At 60.8% G+C, this 16,260-nt stretch carries 22 protein-coding genes and 2 pseudogenes; 7 read left to right on the top strand and 17 right to left on the bottom strand.

Annotated features, from left to right (window positions below; genetic code table 11):
* Window positions 1-9: 9 nt before the first annotated feature.
* From LT974_RS06780 to LT974_RS06760, 5 genes are all read right to left on the bottom strand, one after another.
* The gene (locus LT974_RS06780; protein WP_232589971.1) at window positions 10-1,344 is read right to left on the bottom strand and encodes a hypothetical protein; all 1,335 of its coding nucleotides are present in this window, start codon (window positions 1,342-1,344) and stop codon (window positions 10-12) included.
* A gap of 138 nt (window positions 1,345-1,482) precedes the next feature.
* On the bottom strand, window positions 1,483-1,986 hold the full coding sequence (locus LT974_RS06775) for a hypothetical protein (RefSeq protein ID WP_232589970.1): 504 nt from the start codon (window positions 1,984-1,986) through the stop codon (window positions 1,483-1,485).
* Complete coding sequence (locus LT974_RS06770) at window positions 1,959-2,489, bottom strand: winged helix-turn-helix domain-containing protein (RefSeq protein ID WP_232589969.1); 531 nt, start codon at window positions 2,487-2,489, stop codon at window positions 1,959-1,961. The genes LT974_RS06775 and LT974_RS06770 overlap by 28 nt, the downstream gene beginning before the upstream one ends.
* A 129-nt stretch (window positions 2,490-2,618) precedes the next feature.
* The gene (locus LT974_RS06765) at window positions 2,619-2,870 is read right to left on the bottom strand and encodes a hypothetical protein (protein WP_232589967.1); all 252 of its coding nucleotides are present in this window, start codon (window positions 2,868-2,870) and stop codon (window positions 2,619-2,621) included.
* Between the two features lie 57 nt (window positions 2,871-2,927).
* Complete coding sequence (locus tag LT974_RS06760; RefSeq protein WP_232589965.1) at window positions 2,928-3,269, bottom strand: helix-turn-helix domain-containing protein; 342 nt, start codon at window positions 3,267-3,269, stop codon at window positions 2,928-2,930.
* A 162-nt stretch (window positions 3,270-3,431) separates the two neighbouring features.
* Between LT974_RS06760 and LT974_RS17890 the strand changes: the two genes are divergently transcribed.
* Window positions 3,432-3,677 carry a hypothetical protein gene (locus LT974_RS17890; RefSeq protein WP_408611708.1) on the top strand — a complete coding sequence of 82 codons (246 nt, stop codon included), beginning with the start codon at window positions 3,432-3,434 and terminating at the stop codon, window positions 3,675-3,677.
* A 25-nt stretch (window positions 3,678-3,702) separates the two neighbouring features.
* Here LT974_RS17890 and LT974_RS06750 read toward each other — a convergent pair whose 3' ends face one another.
* The 6 genes and pseudogenes from LT974_RS06750 to LT974_RS06725 all read right to left on the bottom strand — a co-directional run bounded on the left by LT974_RS06750 (window position 3,703) and on the right by LT974_RS06725 (window position 7,599).
* Window positions 3,703-4,626: a transcription initiation factor IIB gene (locus LT974_RS06750; RefSeq protein WP_232589961.1), complete on the bottom strand. Its 924-nt coding sequence runs from the start codon at window positions 4,624-4,626 to the stop codon at window positions 3,703-3,705.
* A gap of 160 nt (window positions 4,627-4,786) precedes the next feature.
* Entirely contained in the window at window positions 4,787-5,182 is a 396-nt protein-coding gene (locus LT974_RS06745; RefSeq protein ID WP_232589960.1) for a DUF7567 family protein, read from the bottom strand.
* A gap of 77 nt (window positions 5,183-5,259) precedes the next feature.
* Window positions 5,260-5,625 (bottom strand): DUF7568 family protein, encoded by a 366-nt coding sequence (locus LT974_RS06740; RefSeq protein WP_232589959.1) that lies wholly within the window; start codon window positions 5,623-5,625, stop codon window positions 5,260-5,262.
* A 2-nt stretch (window positions 5,626-5,627) separates the two neighbouring features.
* Window positions 5,628-6,115, bottom strand: a pseudogene (locus LT974_RS06735) (hypothetical protein).
* A 104-nt stretch (window positions 6,116-6,219) separates the two neighbouring features.
* Window positions 6,220-6,642 carry a hypothetical protein gene (locus LT974_RS06730; protein WP_232589954.1) on the bottom strand — a complete coding sequence of 141 codons (423 nt, stop codon included), beginning with the start codon at window positions 6,640-6,642 and terminating at the stop codon, window positions 6,220-6,222.
* Between the two features lie 129 nt (window positions 6,643-6,771).
* Entirely contained in the window at window positions 6,772-7,599 is an 828-nt protein-coding gene (locus tag LT974_RS06725) for a hypothetical protein (protein ID WP_232589953.1), read from the bottom strand.
* A gap of 108 nt (window positions 7,600-7,707) precedes the next feature.
* On the opposite strand from LT974_RS06725, the gene LT974_RS06720 reads away from it, so the two are divergent.
* Window positions 7,708-8,106, top strand: coding sequence for a CopG family ribbon-helix-helix protein (locus LT974_RS06720; protein ID WP_232589952.1), 399 nt, complete (start codon window positions 7,708-7,710; stop codon window positions 8,104-8,106).
* A 38-nt stretch (window positions 8,107-8,144) separates the two neighbouring features.
* Here the strand turns inward: LT974_RS06720 and LT974_RS06715 are convergent.
* Window positions 8,145-8,769: pseudogene (locus tag LT974_RS06715) on the bottom strand (DUF6735 family protein); the annotation flags it as partial.
* Window positions 8,770-9,117: 348 nt separating this feature from the next.
* Here LT974_RS06715 and LT974_RS06710 point away from each other — a divergent pair.
* Entirely contained in the window at window positions 9,118-10,392 is a 1,275-nt protein-coding gene (locus tag LT974_RS06710; protein WP_232589950.1) for a hypothetical protein, read from the top strand.
* Window positions 10,393-10,629: 237 nt separating this feature from the next.
* On the opposite strand, the gene LT974_RS06705 is transcribed toward LT974_RS06710, so the two are convergent.
* The 3 genes from LT974_RS06705 to LT974_RS06695 all read right to left on the bottom strand — a co-directional run bounded on the left by LT974_RS06705 (window position 10,630) and on the right by LT974_RS06695 (window position 13,245).
* A complete protein-coding gene (locus LT974_RS06705) occupies window positions 10,630-11,868 on the bottom strand; it encodes an RNA-guided endonuclease InsQ/TnpB family protein (protein WP_232589949.1) in 1,239 nt (412 codons plus the stop codon).
* Window positions 11,869-12,047: 179 nt separating this feature from the next.
* Window positions 12,048-12,236, bottom strand: a complete 189-nt coding sequence (locus LT974_RS06700; protein WP_232589948.1) for a hypothetical protein — start codon at window positions 12,234-12,236, stop codon at window positions 12,048-12,050.
* Window positions 12,237-12,348: 112 nt separating this feature from the next.
* Entirely contained in the window at window positions 12,349-13,245 is an 897-nt protein-coding gene (locus LT974_RS06695) for a biosurfactant protein 1 (protein WP_232589947.1), read from the bottom strand.
* Window positions 13,246-13,393: 148 nt separating this feature from the next.
* Between LT974_RS06695 and LT974_RS06690 the strand changes: the two genes are divergently transcribed.
* The 3 genes from LT974_RS06690 to LT974_RS06680 are packed head-to-tail and all read left to right on the top strand — an operon-like array spanning window position 13,394 to window position 14,771.
* Window positions 13,394-13,705, top strand: a complete 312-nt coding sequence (locus LT974_RS06690) for a hypothetical protein (RefSeq protein ID WP_232589946.1) — start codon at window positions 13,394-13,396, stop codon at window positions 13,703-13,705.
* A gap of 6 nt (window positions 13,706-13,711) precedes the next feature.
* Window positions 13,712-14,209 carry a type II toxin-antitoxin system VapC family toxin gene (locus tag LT974_RS06685; protein ID WP_232589945.1) on the top strand — a complete coding sequence of 166 codons (498 nt, stop codon included), beginning with the start codon at window positions 13,712-13,714 and terminating at the stop codon, window positions 14,207-14,209.
* Window positions 14,210-14,219: 10 nt separating this feature from the next.
* Window positions 14,220-14,771, top strand: a complete 552-nt coding sequence (locus tag LT974_RS06680; RefSeq protein WP_232589944.1) for a DUF7342 family protein — start codon at window positions 14,220-14,222, stop codon at window positions 14,769-14,771.
* A gap of 47 nt (window positions 14,772-14,818) precedes the next feature.
* Here the strand turns inward: LT974_RS06680 and LT974_RS06675 are convergent, their stop codons facing one another.
* A complete protein-coding gene (locus tag LT974_RS06675) occupies window positions 14,819-15,379 on the bottom strand; it encodes a TATA-box-binding protein (RefSeq protein ID WP_232589943.1) in 561 nt (186 codons plus the stop codon).
* On the opposite strand from LT974_RS06675, the gene LT974_RS18015 reads away from it, so the two are divergent.
* Window positions 15,380-15,727, top strand: a complete 348-nt coding sequence (locus LT974_RS18015; protein WP_456298802.1) for a DUF7563 family protein — start codon at window positions 15,380-15,382, stop codon at window positions 15,725-15,727.
* Between the two features lie 90 nt (window positions 15,728-15,817).
* Here LT974_RS18015 and LT974_RS06670 read toward each other — a convergent pair whose 3' ends face one another.
* The gene (locus tag LT974_RS06670; RefSeq protein WP_232589941.1) at window positions 15,818-16,222 is read right to left on the bottom strand and encodes a hypothetical protein; all 405 of its coding nucleotides are present in this window, start codon (window positions 16,220-16,222) and stop codon (window positions 15,818-15,820) included.
* Window positions 16,223-16,260: the final 38 nt, after the last annotated feature.

Here is a 16,260-nt window from a genome sequence, read left to right as displayed (position 1 = left end):
GAGTAGGATTCACTGGTTGACGTCCGAACGTGACTGTCGCCAGCGCGCAACGGCACGCGCGCCAACAGCACCAACGACACCACCAGCGAGGGCTGGTCCGGCCCAGCTAGGTGGGGACGGCAGTGAGACATTCGGCCCGCCATTCGATCCGGGCGCTGGCTCGCCACCGAACTTCCCGAGCCAGCCAGCGTTCCGCTCACGGGCATCCGTGGCGCGCTCCCCGGCGACCAGGATCCCACCGTCGGGGAGTGCGTGAGCGGTCTGTGCGTCCGTCCCGGTCGCCGCCTGCAGATCCCAGACCACGCGCCCGTCAGCGTCGACACGGAGCAGCCACGCCCCACGCGCGTCCGTCTCCGCGTCCATCTCACGTGTCCCGACGAGCACGTACCCACCATCGACGGAGACGACGTCCTGATGCCAGTTCCACGACTCCTGCGGGTACGTCCGTGCCCAGCGCCGATTCCCCGCCGCGTCGAGGGCGACCAGCCAGCCGACGCCCCGGTTCTCCGTCGCGAAGCCACGACGCCCGACCGCGACCACACCGCCATCGGGGTGTGGGGCCAGCGCCTCGATGCGCGCCCCGTTCTCGGGGTTGACGCGCCACTGCCAGTCGAGACTTCCGTCGGCAGCGAGTCGCACGATCCACGCGGCCTCCTGGCGAGCACGCGGCGCTGGCGAGTCCGCGCCCGCTGGCCACGTCGACCCGGCAACGACCGCGCCACTGTCACGCCCGAGCGCAGCGTTCACCGAGCCAGCCTCGTCGTGGTGGTACGTCCACTGCTGCGTGCCGTCACCGGTAATCCGGGCCGCCCACGGGTGCGTGCTATCATCGCCGCCGCTGCCGACGAGGACGAACCCGTCAGGAACGCTCGCGAGCGTGTCCGCGCCGCCATGTGGGAGGGTTGGCTGATACGTTTTCGTCCACGATAGCTCGCCTGCGAGATTCGCTCGTACAACATACGGGTCGCTGTAGTCCGGGGTCCATGGGCCCTGGCCGACGTTGGTGACGCCCGTCGCTACGAGGCCAGCAGGCTCACCGGCTTCCGGCGCGCCAGCGAGGAACGACCCGTCAGTCGGCCCCGCGAGCGTGTGCCACTGCGAGCGGCCAGCCACATTTACGCGACTCAGCCAGCCGGTGTACTCGTGCAGCGTCCCGCTGAGTCCGACGAGCCCGAACCCCGACTCCAGGGGGACGATATCGTGGACGAGGGTCTGTCGGTTCCCCTTGGGCTCGTACGTGCGGGACCACGTCTGGGCCGGTGGACTGGCCGCGCTAGCGGGCGACGCCAGCGTCGTCGCGGCGAGGCCGGCGACTCCGGTGAGGAACGCGTGTCTGGAGGGCATCACCGCCGTGTTTCGGGGGGAACTGGTTAAGCACTGGGCCGCCAGCGGTTCGAGCAGCGAGCGGGCAGCCAACCGATACGCCAGCGACCTGTGCAGCCTCGAGGTAGCGACCGGCAACTGTGCGAGGAAGAGGCGGGATTACTCCAGGGAGCCGGAGTCGAATCCAACCGGTCGGCCCTGCTCCCACTCGACCGCACGGACCACGGTTCCAAGCGAGGCGAGTCGGCGTTCGACAACCGCCAGCGGGTGTGCGTCGATGAACTGCGCGGACTGGTGGGCGACAGTCGTCGTGCCGTCGTTCACCTGCAGGTGAACTGGGCCGAGTGAATCGTGTGTATCGTCTTGGTGCCAGCCTACCAGCAGACTCCGATCTGGTTCAACCCAGTTGACCCAGTAGTACTCGTGGGTCGCCCCAGACTGTAGCTGAAACCCGATCTCAACCCGTGCATTCGTCACCGGGTACGCAGCGTCGTCCAGAAACTGCCGCGGGTTCACAGCGCTGACGACACGATACGGGCCGGCTTCGCGTGGCTCGGCACGCCGCCGCCGAACGTCGTCAAACGCACCACTGAGTCGGTTCCGAATGCGGTCGTGGAGCCGCTTGCTCTGCAAGTTTACTCGGTTTGCGAGGAAGACGACCATAAGGCGAATGTCGAGGGGGAATCAGTCCGCGGTGACGAGAGTTCGAGAACGTCATCGTACAGCTGGAGGGCGTGTTTCACCAGCCCGAGTTCCGTATCGATCGCCTCCCACGTAGCGGCGACATTCCGTCGCTCACGAAGCTCCGCAGCCGAGAGTTCTTCGGCAGCGAGTTGTTCCCGGAACTCGTCGAGTGAACTGACGTTGTACTCCGTCGCTAATGCTTCCTGTTCGTCTTTCAGCGCTGTGAGCTGACGCTCTAGCTCGTCGCGCGAGTTCGCCTCGATCAGGTCCGTCACTTCGTCGAAGAGCATTCGCACGGGGTTCAGGTCGTAGGCTTTCGTTCCGTCGACGGTCGTTTCAGTGACCCAGTCGTCACTCTGCAGTCGCTGAAGCTCATCGTCAGCTGTCGCGCGCGAGACATCTGCCCGGTCCGCGATCTCCTGGACCGGCGTTGGCTCGTCCAGCAGCTCCACAACGTGGCGGACACGCTCACGCCCGCTCATGTCCGCCCACGACTCCGGGTTCGATTCAGCCATCATCCTATCTCTTGCTCCGCGCGATTCAAATAATTTCCCCTCACTCAAATATTCAAAGGGGAAGCCGCTGTGGCGGGTGACGCTACTGTCGACACGCTACGCCGAGTCGTCTTGCTCCGCGAGAATGTCCGCGGCAACGTCCGCGACGTGCTGTTGGTGGGCTACCGATACGGCAGCCTCCTGTGCGGCCTCGAGTTGACTATTAACAACCGCGTTCTGCTGTGGCCCCCACACGTCGACGGGCTCCGACTTGATGTATTCGACCCAGCGTTTGACGCCCTCGATGCGCCGCTCGCGGACGCGCTCGTGCTTCTCGTCGAGCTGCTTACGCTCGTCTGTGTCGGTCATTTGGCTTCGGCGTTGCGGGCTTACCTACCATTCTCGGATGGATAGCTGATGGCCTGACTACTCGCCGCCAACGTTGTTGAGCGCGCTGTTCAGCTCGAAGAGTTCGCGAACAACGTCACTGTCTGCGACGCGGTACCGGCGTGGGGACGTGTGCGGAACTTCCTCGATGAGTTCGACCTCGATTAGCAGGTTAGTGTAGTTCCCGACCGTCTGACGCGTGACACCAGCATGCTCTGCGAGTTCGGTTTTATTGAACTCGCGGTTGGGCGGGAGGTCAAGCAGGGCGTCTACAAGGATGGGAATCGCGTCGTGCTGCGTGAGGTAGAGCCATCCGCTCGGATGTTCCTTGCGGAGCTCCTTCTTCTGGCCACGGTCGGCCGCGTCCTCCATGCTGCTCATACAGCGAAACAACACCTCCGCCTGGATAAGCGTCCCCACCCATGTTAACAGCCATTAACAGGGTTTATCCGTATATAATCTATCTATCCGAGCATCGAGAAGCCGTCGGTAAAATGCGCCCTTCTGGCGACGATGATCGCGAAACACAAGTAGGGGACGCCGATTCCAGAAGACACGCTCCTAAACCTCTCATCAATCGATGGAGACTATCCGACCGCTCGGGAGATCTACACCGAGCTTCGAAGCGAACCGTGCCTCAGCTACCGTGGGAACCGCGGTATTGAGCTGGACAAAAGCAACTTCGACCAACTCGCCGATATTCTCTACCACGAGTGCGGCTGGGAGGCCTGGGAGATCGATAGCCGTCTGAAACATTACGAGGGCATCGACGATCACAACTGGGCATAGCCCCTCTCAGAACGACCGTCGAGGACTACTCTGCGGTGAGGCTGATGATTGTCTGTTGATGCGTCCGAACCGTCGACACACAGACGTCCGCCACCTCCGCGACCCTCGTCTTCAACGGGTGGCGTCCACACTCGCATAGCGCCTCGTAGAGGCACGCCGCCGCGAAGCCAGCGGGATGCACACCGTCAGTCACGCCAGCCGCTTCTGCACGTTCCGCGAGCATCCGCGCCTGTCGGCGAACCTCGTCCGGACACGCGAGCTCGGAGACGAGCCGCGGCACGAACGCGCTCGGTTGCACTGGCTTCGCCGGTAAGCCAAGCTCTGCGTTCAGTGTCTGATACGCGTTCTTCACGCGGGACTGCGCGACGCGCGCCGGGACCGCCACATCGTCCAGCGTCTGCGACCGGCCAGTACAGCGACACGCGCCGTAGACACTCGCCGCGGCGATCGCTTCGATCGACCGCCCTCGCAGGAGGTCCTCGTTCTGCGCACTCCGGAACAGCTGACACGCTTGGTCACGGAGCGTCTCCGAGAGGCCCAGCGCGCTACTGATTCGCCGCACTTCTCCCAGGCCGTGTGCGAGGTTCCGCTCGGCTTTCGACTGAAACCGTCCCCGGGACTGCTCGCGGCGCAGCCGAGCGAGTTGTCGGCGCTTCCGCCCCGAGAGCGTGTTCCCCGCCGCGTCAGTGTGTTTCCCGATTTCCGTCGACAGCCCACGGTCGTGGCGCGCCACCATGAGTGGCCCGCCAGTCCGCTTTTTGTCGTCCGCGTCGCTCGGTCGCCACTCCGGCCCGTGGTCGATGCGCTGCTCGTCGACGATGAGCCCACAGTCCTTACAGACCGTCTCCTGGACGTTCGTTGCGACGCGGCCACCGCACTCCGGGCACTGGTTGCCATCAGTCTGTACGTCCTCGTCGAAGCCACGCGCGTAGATGTCACTCGTTGGCATCGGTCGTTCACCGAATTCGAGGCGTCCGCCATCCTGGCGAACCCCTCACCCATCCCCGGGGGTCGAAAAACACGGACTGCGGAGCGAACGCTGAACTAATGGCTATTCACCCGTAGGGACGCTATACAACGCATACGCAGAGGGTGTTGTGGGAGTTCTGCTACGCCAGATGCGACACCTCGTCCGGCTCCTCGACGTCGTCGAACTCCCCACGTTCGACCGGCTCCCACTCGTCGTCCGGCTCTGGACTCCACCAGTCGACCTTGTAGGCGCCCGGTGCGCCGAGGATCTTCACGCGCGCCGACCCATCAGGCAGATCGCGACGCAGTTTCTCGTCGACGTGGAGATTCCAGGTTGAGTCCGTGTCGAAGCAGGCGAGGACGGCCTCCTCGTAGCCACGTGTCTCCCGGGATTCCTGGAGTTCGACCTGGGTGTTGCAGTGCTTGCAGAACACCCCCTCGAAGGGGATGTGGGTGAAGACCTCCTGCCCGCAGACGGGGCACCAGAGGAACTCGAACAGTGCTTTACTGTGTCGGTCACGTACTTCGAGACTCATTGTTGGACTGACCCGACTGACTCGGGTCACCCCTTCGTGCCCGGCAAAAAAACAGCGCCCAGCACGGGCTCACCCACTCAGCGTTCGGCGCCGTAGACGATGCGTGAGGGGGCTTCGTATCCGCAGTCAGGGCAGTTGTACCACCGCTGGACTTTCGCTCTATCTGCTGTTTTCTCGCCGACGCGAACGTCGTTGTTCGGACACTCCGGGCAGCTGAGGTCCGGGGCCGGCCGCTCCCGGAGTTCGTCACGGAACGACGTCGCGTCCTTCGTCTCGTACCCCCGCGACCATACCGGGTAGCCGTCGACGAGGATTGCCCCACGCCATTTGTACCGGTAGGAGTCCGGGGCTCGATGCATGACAGCCCGAGCGCCGATCTCGGTGTTCCGATACGCGAGCGTCGGCGAGCGGCTCTCGCGTCGCCAGTTGGTAATCCTGGGCATTCTTAGAAGTGGACGTCAGCGGGCACGATCCAGAGCGCTTCACTCTCCTCGAGGAGTCGGTTCAACTGTTTTCGGTGGCGAATGCCGGTTCCGTGTTCGGTGTACAGGAAGATCGTCGGGCCGTCGTACGCACCGACTTGGTGGAAGGCGTGCCGGGCGAGGTCCTCGTCGCGCATGATTTCCTCCGCAGAGAGCTCCTCGATGGCCTCTTTCACCCGATCTAGGTTGCGTTCGAATTCCTCCTTCGTTGCCTCCCAGCCACGCTCAAGCAGGGCTTGGCCATCATCAGAGTCGACGGGGGCTGCAGTCGGGAGTTCACCCCACCGCGCCTTCCCCGCAACCGACGTGCCCTCGTCGAAGGGCACAGAATAGTCGAAGACGGCGCAAGAATGTGGCTTCGATCCGACTAATCGATTGAACACCGTTTCCCTGTAGCTACTGCTTCGTTTTCTGTCGATGCCTCTACCAGTGCGTAAATCACCATATGCATCTCGAACACCTCGAAACGCCGACGCACCGGGGGTCGTTGCTCGCTCCAGCTGCGCCGGCACCCATCGCCGGCGCTCGAAAAACTCTCCTCGTGACGGCGGATTCTCAGGATTCGTCCGCTCGTTCGACAGTGATGGTCAGGTCGCCCGATTCGTAGTCGGCCTCGAAGTCGACCGCGAACGCGTCCGACTCGTAAGCGGCGTGGTAAGCACGGTGGCGTGCGAGCGAGCCTGTCGCCTTGAAGTGGAAGAACGCGGCCGCCGTGTAGGGCTTGCTCTGTGTTTCGACCTGCGACTCGACGGATGCGGGGAGCGCGATCTGGGGCGTCTCCGTGTCGATACTGGCAGCGAACACCTTCGCTTCCTCGAGGGTTGCTTGCGAATGTGCCGGTGTCTCGCCGGTGAGCACGTTCACCGGGGTTTTCGTGTCGTCGGTGAACAGGACGTCTTCGAAGGTGTGTGTCCCGAGAATCGCTTCGGGGTCTAATTCGCAGTCGTTGAATGGATCCTCAGCTGGGTCTTTGGTCATCAAACCACGAGCCCATGTGGGGCTCACCCCTTCGTGCCCCAGAAAAACAGGGCTGTCAGTAACCGTCAGGTGTCGAGGGAGACGACTGAATATCCGCCTGAGAGATAGCGACCTTCTTACCGGGCAGATTCATAGCAATCCGGTGATGAATCCGAGGCCCATAATGATGAGCACAGCCGCAGAGAACGCCGGCAGATACGGGGTGTACTGTTCGACCTTCTCTTCGTGGTGCTGATAGCCGGCGATCAACAGCATCGTCAGTCCGACGATGCCGATGATGACGGTGATAGCGTAGGCGCTCATCAGTTCGAGGCAGTAGTTCGACCCGGCACACAGCGCGATGATCTCGAACTCTTCCTCGTGGGCAAACCCAAGTACGAACGCGAACCATGCGATGCCGAAGAGCCCACGTTCTGCAGCCTGATCGACGTCGTCGTGTGAATGGGAGTGGCCTCCCACGAACGGAATCACGCCCTTCACTCGAGCGAGAAGGCCATCTTCTCCGTGGTCATGTGAATGGTCGTGGTCGTGCCCGTGCGAGTGGTCGTGATCGTGGTCGTCGTCGTGGTTATGTCCGTGACCCTCACCGTGGGTGCCGTGTGAGTGGCCGTGGACGTATTCGCGGATTCCGAGCGCGATCAGCAACACGCCGGCGACGAGGCTAACCGGCCCGCCGATGAAAATTGTCGCTGAGAACAGATCGACTGGGATTGGCTCGTTGACCTGTGTGAGATTGAAGTATCCCTTCGCGTAGAAGAACACCGCCACCATCGCAATACTACTGACGAGGTGGCCCAGGCCGAGAATGAAACTCGCCGCAAACCCGTAGACCCACTTGTTCGTCTGATCGAGGGCATACGAAGCGGCCACGGGCCAGCCGTGGCCTGGCTCGATCCCGTGGACTGCACCGAGTAGAACGGCCCCGATCAGGAGCCCGAGCGCTTCACCGTGTAACATCGTAGGAGACACTCGGCTAACGAGGTGAATAACGGTTGTTAATACCGAACTCGGGGATTCGTCATACGGGACGGGGAACTATTGTGGGCTGGTGGCGAGAGAGAACACATGCGAACGAGTTTCAACATCCCAGACGAGGTGGTCGCAGAGTTCGATCGCGTCTGGCAAGACGAGGGCCTCGAGAATCGCTCCCGGGCCGTTCGGGAGGCGATGCTCGAATATATCGAAGCCCACTCTCGGCTCGAGGATACGTCCGGCGAGATCGTCGCGCTCGTCGGATTCGATTATCGACACCACGACGTTATCCAGGAACTCCACGCCGTCCAACACGACTACCAGGACGTGATTCTCAACACGAGTCACACGCACCAAGGGGAGTGGTGTCTTGAGTCGCTCTTCTGCCGCGGGTCAGCTGAGCGGGTTCGTGACCTCACCTACCGCCTCCGGGATTTCGACGGCGTTCGGCGTGTGAAGGTGATGGTCATTCGAGATGAGGAGGAGGTGTAGCGGCCGGTAAGCTTCTCTCACCGTGGTACACCGTCAACTCAGTCCGCTTGGATTACCTGCGACTCGCAGGTCGGAATGAGCAGCTCCTGGCGGTCTCCAACTCGCTCGGCCAGCTTCCGTTTCAGGTACTGTCTCGCCGTCGACGGCGTGAAGACGCCCTTGTCGAGCATATCGCCGACGACGTCTTTGAGGGCCGCGAACTGGCCCTGCAGGTGGCCGTCGCCGACCGGCTCGCCGTCGTACCAGCGCACCGTCGCGAGCGCGCCGTTCCCGACTGTCTCTCCCTGTCCGACTGTCTCTCCCTGTCCGACAGTCTCCGAGTCGTACTGGAGCCCGAACCACAGCGTCCGATAGGCGGTCACCTCGAACGTCGTCGACACCACGAAGAACGCCTCGTGGTGGAGATAGTCGAGATGGTCAGCGACGATCTCGTCGAGGGTGAGCCCGGTGGCGCGGGACTTCGGCTCGACGACCGTCGACGGTCGATCCTCGCCGGCGAGGTAGCCGTTGACGGCTTCTGCCTCGAGGCCATCGGCAAGCTCTGCGAGGAGCTGTTTCGCCCACTTGGAGTCGGTGTCGTCGCCACCGAACGGCGACTCAACCGAGATTCGGTGCTTGAGCTTCAGGCTCGCTGCCCCCCCAATGAGAGTAATGGAGCGTGTGCTACCACTCAGGTTTGCTACAGCCCTCTTGCCACACTGTATTCGTCCACAATCAGTAGGTACAGGGAGTTTGGTGAACACACCCCACTTGCGAAATATAGAACAAGTCGTCACTAGATTCTAGCTGCATACTCAACGCTACTATGTAGTATGCTGTCTACGTTAACCTCACTTCCCGGCTAGGAAATCGTGACAAACTGGGGGTGACGGGCATCGTGAGACACCGACTTGACTCCATTCTGGACGAGAATGGGAAGACATCGGACACACCTCCAAAACCACTACACCGGCAGGGTTACTCTGAAACAAATGAACGAAACAGATGATCAGAACAATCACACTATAATTGATGCCTGAGCGATTACCCCAAGACGACTGCTTTGGCAAAGCCGCCGAATTCATCGGCGAACGTTGGCTTGAGGAGCAAGTCGAAAAGTACCGGGACGCCGATTCGCACAAAACAGCCCCTCAACTCGTGCAGAATTATCGACGCGCCCAGAAAGAACTCGGGTACGTCGAAGATGAATTCGAATCGCATTTCCCGGAGTTATCGATGCCGACGTTGGAATTCCTCGACCTCGGTCGGTGTGTCATACAGTTAACCGAGTCCGATGCAACCGTCGTCGATCCGGCCACGTTCGAACCAATTGACGTTACTCTCGGAGAGCAATTCAGAGACGGGATTCGGAACTCACGGCACTATGAACGCACACTGTACGAGCTCCGAACCGGGTACTTCTACGACCGCCGCGGGCACACCGTGCAGTTCCTCGCCGAGGACCGCTCCGATTCGAAAACGCCGGATATCCTACTTAGAACACCGTTCAAAGTTTTCGTTGAATGCAAACGTGTTGATGCGGTGAGCGAATCAGTTGAGAAAGCGAAAAGCATCGCTAATGAACTCAACAACCGGACCGTCCAGCACTTAGACCCGGGTCACGCGGCCGTCTACGAGTACTCGTCTGAGCCGGAGATGAGCGATCTTACCGGTGTAACTGACAATCTCCCGGAGCGTGTACGGAACGGGTCGGTATCAGTATCGTTGCCATTCGGAACCGTGACGGTGTTTAACATCGAAAAACGGCACGAGGAAGGGGTGTGGGTGATCGATACTGGGCAGGATGCGCTTGCGAAGCATGATGAGGTGTATGAAACGTACCTGCAACCACTCGTGAAGATGGCCGTCGGGGACGATCTCGGTGTGAATGATGTCGAATCGTGTTTCAACGCAGATTTAATTGACACGCCTGCCCGGACTTTGTTCACGGGCTTGAAATTCTCTTGTGTGCCGTCGCGTTTCGAGAGAAACCGGGTGTCTCGCGTCGCCGGGCAAGTAGATAAGGCGCGTCGGAAATTCGGGAAGGAACACCCGAATATCCTGCATATTGACGCGCCGTTCGGGGCTGACGTCGCCGAGGAGCTCGTTGACGACATTCGTACCGAAGTTGGCCGGCAGCTCGCATCGACCCGTCGAGTGACAGCCGTCACAGTATCCTTGCATTTGAAACAACGGAACGAATCGGGTGCTGAAGCGATTCGGAACCCGGCGATTTCAATCAAACACCTTGACCCGTACTCGGAGTTACCGCGGAGTTTCGACGTGTTAGGGACAGATATCACGTAAGAAGAACCGCGTTCAGTGGTGACGACCGAGCCACCACAACTTCGCAGTTCGCACACGTATTGAGCAGCTGTTTCATCGCCTGTAGTATCTCACAAAACTCCGACGTCCACTGGAAAGCACCGCTCGGTATATCGCTCGGAAAGAGTGCGCGATGTCCCTTGACCTCCGCCCACACCAGTTTGGTGTGGAAATCCCGCCACGGGATTTCAAGCTGAGCGGTTGCTCAGCTATACGGTTTCAAGACGCATACGTTCCAAGCGTCGCCTGCTGGGTTTCAGCATCGGCCTGGCTGTCTTGTGGCCCGGTCAACGAGGCCCCATCCTCAGCCGAGTCATCGTCGTTCTCGTGTTCTCTGGAACGACTCTCTCCGCTGAGGTAGCGATCTGCGATGTTGAGTGCGGCGTTGATGTCTGCCTGGTACTCTTCGATCCAACAAGCGTCGTTGGAGCACTTGAACGTCGCCTGTTGGGGCCGGGTTCCTCCCTCACCGCACGCATGGCACTCTTGGGAGGTATTCCGCGGATCGACTGTTGCAACGGGGATCCCCCTTTCTACGGCTTTGTACGTGATCTGGGCGTGGAGTTTCGCGAATCCCCAGCCGTGAAGCCGGCGATTCATGTAGTCCCCGTAGTCCATCGACTCCTGGATGTAGGTGAGATCCTCGAGCACGAGAACCGGCGCCTCGACTGACTCAGCGTACTCCACCACTCCCCTGGTGACGGTGTGGAGGATATCGTCGATTTGCGCCCACAACTCGTCGCCGAAGGTGTCTGCAATCCGTTCGCTCTCGCGACTTTGGAGTCGCCGCATCGTGGTGAAGTAGCGCTTGCGGAGGCGACGAACAGTCCTCCCCTCATCCGTCCAGAGCTCAGGGTTTGTCGGGGACCCATGCTCGTCGCGGTGACACACCGTGACGAGACTTGCCTCCCCGATATCGACGCCGATGGGTGTACGTTGTTCGGGAGGAACCTCGGAGTTGAGCGGGATGTCACGGGTCGCGATGAGATGGAAATACCACGTTCCCTCCCGCTTGAGCAAACGACCTTCCCCCACGTCTGCGTCACCAGCGATTACGGCTTCAAGCCAGTCCCGTTGCTCGGGGTTCGGCTGTGCTGGTACCCAGAGGTGGTAATCCTCGTGGTGTGGGATTTTGACGTACCACTCGATTGTGTTTTCGGGCTTGTGGTCGATCTTCACCCCCTCGTTGGTGAAGCGGACAGGGTGATCGTCACTGAGTTCATTTGCCCCATAGGTCGTCGTTAGCTGCGGGACATACCGCTTCAGGGCATTCTTTGCGTAACCGCTCAGCTGATAGTCACCCACGATGTCGTTCGCTTCCCCCAGAGTGGTACAGTCGGCGTCGAAGGCCTCTTGGAGCGCCTGCTGGTAGGCCGCCCGCGTCTCACGGAACTTCTCCCGTTTGTGAGCGTTCGGGTCTACCAGCTTCAGTTCCAGCGTTTTTGTGAGTTCAGTCACGACTCATCACCCTCTGATACTGACTGGTCGTCTTGGTCGCCCCACCAGCGCGCTGTCGAACGCGCCCGCATCTGGTTTGCCCCACCGAAACCGTCCACGACTGGTCCGCCCCGCACCCTTCTTGGGGCCGATAAACACTCTCCGAGGCGATCCAGCCAAATCCCGCGCTGCGACGCCGCTCAGGACTCGACCTGCGTATTGGCGTCCCCGCTGTCTTCCGGCTGGGAGAGCAGACTCACGTCTTGCAGGAGAGCTCTCGCTGCCTCGATCCGCTCCTGATCTGCGTTGTCGAGTCCGGCCGTCTCGATGCGTTTGAGATTGGTGAGTGAGCGATGCAGTCGATATCCGGGTGTGTTGCGTGGATCCATTTGAAGCGCCTCGCCGATTCACGGCGCAGAGAAACCTCTCCGGCTGCGGGTAGCTGTCGGACGGGGCCTGCTCGTTAACCAACATTGGTGTGTTTCTGTGTCGCTATGTTGGTTAAGACGAGTCCTGACCCGCTTTGCTGGGGCCGTAGCGAGCCGAGCCACACACCCGACACTCCCAGATCGGTTGTCCCGTCCACGCCTCATCCGGGACCGACTCGTGGGTCTTGAACTGATGGTCGGTCGCCCGTCCACAGGTTTGACACTCGAGTTCCTGCGTCGTCGGTACCGACATCGCCTGGCGATCAGCTGCAGCCTCGCCAGTAGATTCGGTCAGCGCTATCGCTGGAACCAGCCACACCGCGTCGTCGGCGTCGTCGAGGACCGCGTCGAGACGCGACGCGTCGCGGATGCCGTCCCCACGCTGGTCGTAGAGCCGCGTCGGGGCCTGCTCCTGACGCTCCGACGCTTCCTGCCCGTTCCATCCAGTTCGGTCACGGGCGGCACTGAGAAGCCGCTCTCCCTCTGCTGACGCCACCTGTACCGCGCCGGGGAGTGAGGGCCATTGCTCGACCAGCTGGCGCGCCGGCGCCTCGTCGAGATCGTAGATGAGCGTGTAGTCGTCGACGGCCGGCTCCGCGTCGTTGGCGGAGAGGAGGTTCGCCGCGGCGCCGCCCTTCGCGACGGCGCCGTAGAACGTGGTCGACTCGACGACCAGGTGGACGATGCCGAGGCACGTCGTCGACGCTGTCTCGTTCGTGCTAGTGGCGTCACTCCCGAGATGGTTGCTGAGACAGAACCGGCATTTCGTCTGGCCGGCTGGGACTGACGCCCCACAGGACCGGCACTCGCCATCGGCGGCCGTCGGCGCATCAGGGTAGTCACCAGCGCTCGTCGCGACGCGTTGCCGCCGAGGGTCACTTTCACACCCGTCGTCCAGCCTCGTGTCCGGAATGTGGGACGCCTCACCGGTCGGCCGCAGTTCCTCGAAATCCAGATAGCGATCACGCATCGGTTGGTGTGGTTTGTCCCGGATTCGTATTTCAACGTCAGGGCCAGTAGTCCGCCCTGTCTCCCGTTTGAGTATGAGCCATGAACTATCTTATGCGAACATCTTATACTTCATGAGCAAGTAGATGGGAGTAGCAACTGGGGTCCCTATGAGCAGCAACGACACCAAGCACGTGCAAACAGAACTGAACGAGGACGAATACGAACGCTTCCGGGAGTTCGCGCGAGAGCACGGCCTCTCGCTCAAGGAAGCCGGCCACGAGGCGCTTCTCGAGTGGATCGAACGCCAGCAGCAGGCTGACCCGAACGACCCGGCGTTCACAGTCCTCGACGACCTCGAGGACGAATCGCTCCCAGCGTCGGCGGCGACGGACGCCCGCGAAGAAGAGGATCTCGTCGACGAGTGGCATGGGAGCGACGAATCGTTCACGCTCGCCGACGACCCGTCGGCACAATCCTGAATTCGGATGGCTGAACCAGTCGAAACCCCGATCGGCACGGTCACAGCCGAGCATTTTCGCCCGGGGCACGTCCGTCACCAGGTCGTCGTCGGGCCGAAGTTCCTGTACGCATTGTTCAACCCACAAGATCAGATGCACGCAGTCTCGCGGGCGTTCATGACCTTTGTCCGCGACGGTGACCTCCCCTATCGTCGCCTCATCGTCAACGATCACATCGTCGACGAGGCCGCCACGCGGCTGAAAAAACAGGCGTCGATGCGGAACGCAGCCTCGTTCCTGACGACGCTCGATGAGAGCACGCTCTATCAGTTCGAATCCGTCTCCAAGGACGTTTTCGATGACGCCAAAGCAACGTTCGTTGAGTGGACGGATCTGGATGCGTCACTCACCGATTTCACTGTTGCAGCCCATATGGACGCCTTAGGGGTCGATCACATCCTTACGTACGACCGCCACTACGATGCGTTCGACGTGACAACACTCCCGTATCGCAGTCAGGACTAGGGTGCCAAGCATGCCTGAATCCCCACGGAATAGCGTCCAGTCGTGGACTGAGTCGATGAGTGCCCGCGACCGCATTCGGGCGGTCGCCGAGACGCTTCGCGAACCACGGTCAGTCAACTGGATCAGCGAGCAAGCTGATGCGGCTTGGAGTACGAGCAACAAGGAACTCCAGGATCTCGTCGACCAGGGCCAGCTGCGCCGCGTCGAGGCCGGCGAAACCACGCGCTACCAGCCGGACTACACCCGACTGCTCTTCGAGGAGATCCGGACGCTCATCGAGGAGAACACGCGCGAGGAGCTGCGCAACGAATTGGCCGCGATCACCGAGGAGATCGAGGAGTGGCAGGCGACCTACGACGTCGAGACGTGGGAGGATCTCGAACAGTCGCTCGCCGACGGCGACCTCGCAAGTGCCGAGGTCCGGGACCGCCGTGACGTGATTACGCGGTGGGAGGAGAATCTGGATGATCGTCGACTCATCAAGCACGCGTTGGCGCTCTACTCGGATGTCGAAGCCGCCCGCGACCACATGAGGGACGACAGCAGTTCTCGTCGGCGGTAGCGGCGATTCGCTGGAAAGCGGGTCTCTCCAATCCCAACGTGGCCGGGTTAATCGAGCAGTCCGAGTTCGGAAAGCCGGTCCTGCACGTGCGTGAGCGCCTGTTGGGCCTCGTCCGTTTCTGTCCCACCAGTAATGACGAGCTTCCCACTGCCAAAGAGAAGGACGACGACGTCGGGGTCATCGAGCCGATAGACGAGCCCAGGGAACTGTTCGGGCTCGTACTCGATTTGCTCTAGGCCGAGCCCGATTGCGATCGCGTTCAAGTTCAGCGACTGCTCGAGGCTGGCACTCGAAACGATGTTTTGCACCTCGATCGATGGCTTACTGTCGACGTCGATGCCTAACTCGCGGAGGTCATCGAAGACGATGTCGAGGGCGTCGTGGACGTCGTCGACGCTTTTCGCGCCGGTGCAGACGACTTTCCCCGAGCGGAAGATTAGCGTGGCTGACTTCGGCTCCTGAAGGCGGTAGACGACCCCAGGGAAGTCTTCAGGGTTGTACTCGGCACCGTCGAGATCAGTGGCAAGCTGGTCGAGGGAGAGCTCTTGGCCGATATCACTGGACGCAACGACGTTCTCGATGTGAATCGTCTCCGTGGGTACGCTCATATGGTAACTACATGTCGGACACCGCATTTAAAATACGGCAGGTGGAGTGCCAGTCTTCCATGTCGACGGATGCGTCGAGAACGACTGGATGTCAGTCGCAAAGACTGTCGTCTGGGTAAACGCATTTGTTTCAGACGACGTGGTAGCAGTTCGGTCGTCGCTGTCAGAAAGCCTATGGTCGATGGTCTGGCTGCTACTGGTATGGCGGAATGCCAGAACTGCGGGAGTCATGTCACGGAGGTCTACGTTCGTGTATTCACGCCGGATTCGGTCGACGAACCTCAGGTGTGTCCGAACTGTGAGGATATGACTCGTGGCCGTGAAGGCGTCCGTGAGAAACGAACGTAGCGGGCCAGCCCGCTCCAAGGAAAACTGGCCTTGTTGAAATCATATTGATTTGCTATCTTCCCTGGTGAATCAGCCGCTCAGTAGGGATGTTTACTTATCGAGGGTAAACGCTACTGTGAGGAGGCTAATTCCACCAAGAAGGGTCAAGAATGTGCCTATCGCGGGGCTAAAGCCGGAAACGTTCATCATTCGGACGATCCAAGCGACGCTGAGCACAACAACGAGTCCTGCAACCCCTATTGAAGCGATACGAATACCCCGAGTGCCCGCCGATTGCCCGCCTAGTGCGAACGCTCCGACGCCAGCGATGAGCGTATACTGGCCATACACCGCAAGCCCAGACTCCAACCCCGGGAAATACATGAAATTGAAGACTCCTGCTGGAATCCTCGTCCACGGAAGAAGTGACCCAACGACAACGACGATTGCACAAACTGACTGAATCCGTGGCCGAGTCAGGAGTGAGGAAGTGTACTCGGAGACGCTCAGGCCCATACGAAGGCTACGTTCATCTGATAAATAATGATTCTGCT

Source organism: Halobacterium noricense (assembly GCF_021233435.1).
Lineage (GTDB): Archaea > Halobacteriota > Halobacteria > Halobacteriales > Halobacteriaceae > Halobacterium > Halobacterium noricense.
This window is presented reverse-complemented; position numbering and strand designations above follow the sequence as displayed.

What these genes read in the sequence shown, in the direction of transcription:
- LT974_RS06780 (WP_232589971.1), bottom strand. Translation starts at nt 1,344, where the DNA reads ATGCCCTCCAGACACGCGTTCCTCACCGGAGTCGCCGGCCTCGCCGCG.
- LT974_RS06775 (WP_232589970.1), bottom strand. Translation starts at nt 1,986, where the DNA reads ATGGTCGTCTTCCTCGCAAACCGAGTAAACTTGCAGAGCAAGCGGCTC.
- LT974_RS06770 (WP_232589969.1), bottom strand. Translation starts at nt 2,489, where the DNA reads ATGAGCGGGCGTGAGCGTGTCCGCCACGTTGTGGAGCTGCTGGACGAG.
- LT974_RS06765 (WP_232589967.1), bottom strand. Translation starts at nt 2,870, where the DNA reads ATGACCGACACAGACGAGCGTAAGCAGCTCGACGAGAAGCACGAGCGC.
- LT974_RS06760 (WP_232589965.1), bottom strand. Translation starts at nt 3,269, where the DNA reads ATGAGCAGCATGGAGGACGCGGCCGACCGTGGCCAGAAGAAGGAGCTC.
- LT974_RS06750 (WP_232589961.1), bottom strand. Translation starts at nt 4,626, where the DNA reads ATGCCAACGAGTGACATCTACGCGCGTGGCTTCGACGAGGACGTACAG.
- LT974_RS06745 (WP_232589960.1), bottom strand. Translation starts at nt 5,182, where the DNA reads ATGAGTCTCGAAGTACGTGACCGACACAGTAAAGCACTGTTCGAGTTC.
- LT974_RS06740 (WP_232589959.1), bottom strand. Translation starts at nt 5,625, where the DNA reads ATGCCCAGGATTACCAACTGGCGACGCGAGAGCCGCTCGCCGACGCTC.
- LT974_RS06730 (WP_232589954.1), bottom strand. Translation starts at nt 6,642, where the DNA reads ATGACCAAAGACCCAGCTGAGGATCCATTCAACGACTGCGAATTAGAC.
- LT974_RS06725 (WP_232589953.1), bottom strand. Translation starts at nt 7,599, where the DNA reads ATGTTACACGGTGAAGCGCTCGGGCTCCTGATCGGGGCCGTTCTACTC.
- LT974_RS06720 (WP_232589952.1), top strand. Translation starts at nt 7,708, where the DNA reads ATGCGAACGAGTTTCAACATCCCAGACGAGGTGGTCGCAGAGTTCGAT.
- LT974_RS06710 (WP_232589950.1), top strand. Translation starts at nt 9,118, where the DNA reads ATGCCTGAGCGATTACCCCAAGACGACTGCTTTGGCAAAGCCGCCGAA.
- LT974_RS06700 (WP_232589948.1), bottom strand. Translation starts at nt 12,236, where the DNA reads ATGGATCCACGCAACACACCCGGATATCGACTGCATCGCTCACTCACC.
- LT974_RS06695 (WP_232589947.1), bottom strand. Translation starts at nt 13,245, where the DNA reads ATGCGTGATCGCTATCTGGATTTCGAGGAACTGCGGCCGACCGGTGAG.
- LT974_RS06690 (WP_232589946.1), top strand. Translation starts at nt 13,394, where the DNA reads ATGAGCAGCAACGACACCAAGCACGTGCAAACAGAACTGAACGAGGAC.
- LT974_RS06685 (WP_232589945.1), top strand. Translation starts at nt 13,712, where the DNA reads ATGGCTGAACCAGTCGAAACCCCGATCGGCACGGTCACAGCCGAGCAT.
- LT974_RS06680 (WP_232589944.1), top strand. Translation starts at nt 14,220, where the DNA reads ATGCCTGAATCCCCACGGAATAGCGTCCAGTCGTGGACTGAGTCGATG.
- LT974_RS06675 (WP_232589943.1), bottom strand. Translation starts at nt 15,379, where the DNA reads ATGAGCGTACCCACGGAGACGATTCACATCGAGAACGTCGTTGCGTCC.
- LT974_RS18015 (WP_456298802.1), top strand. Translation starts at nt 15,380, where the DNA reads ATGGTAACTACATGTCGGACACCGCATTTAAAATACGGCAGGTGGAGT.
- LT974_RS06670 (WP_232589941.1), bottom strand. Translation starts at nt 16,222, where the DNA reads ATGGGCCTGAGCGTCTCCGAGTACACTTCCTCACTCCTGACTCGGCCA.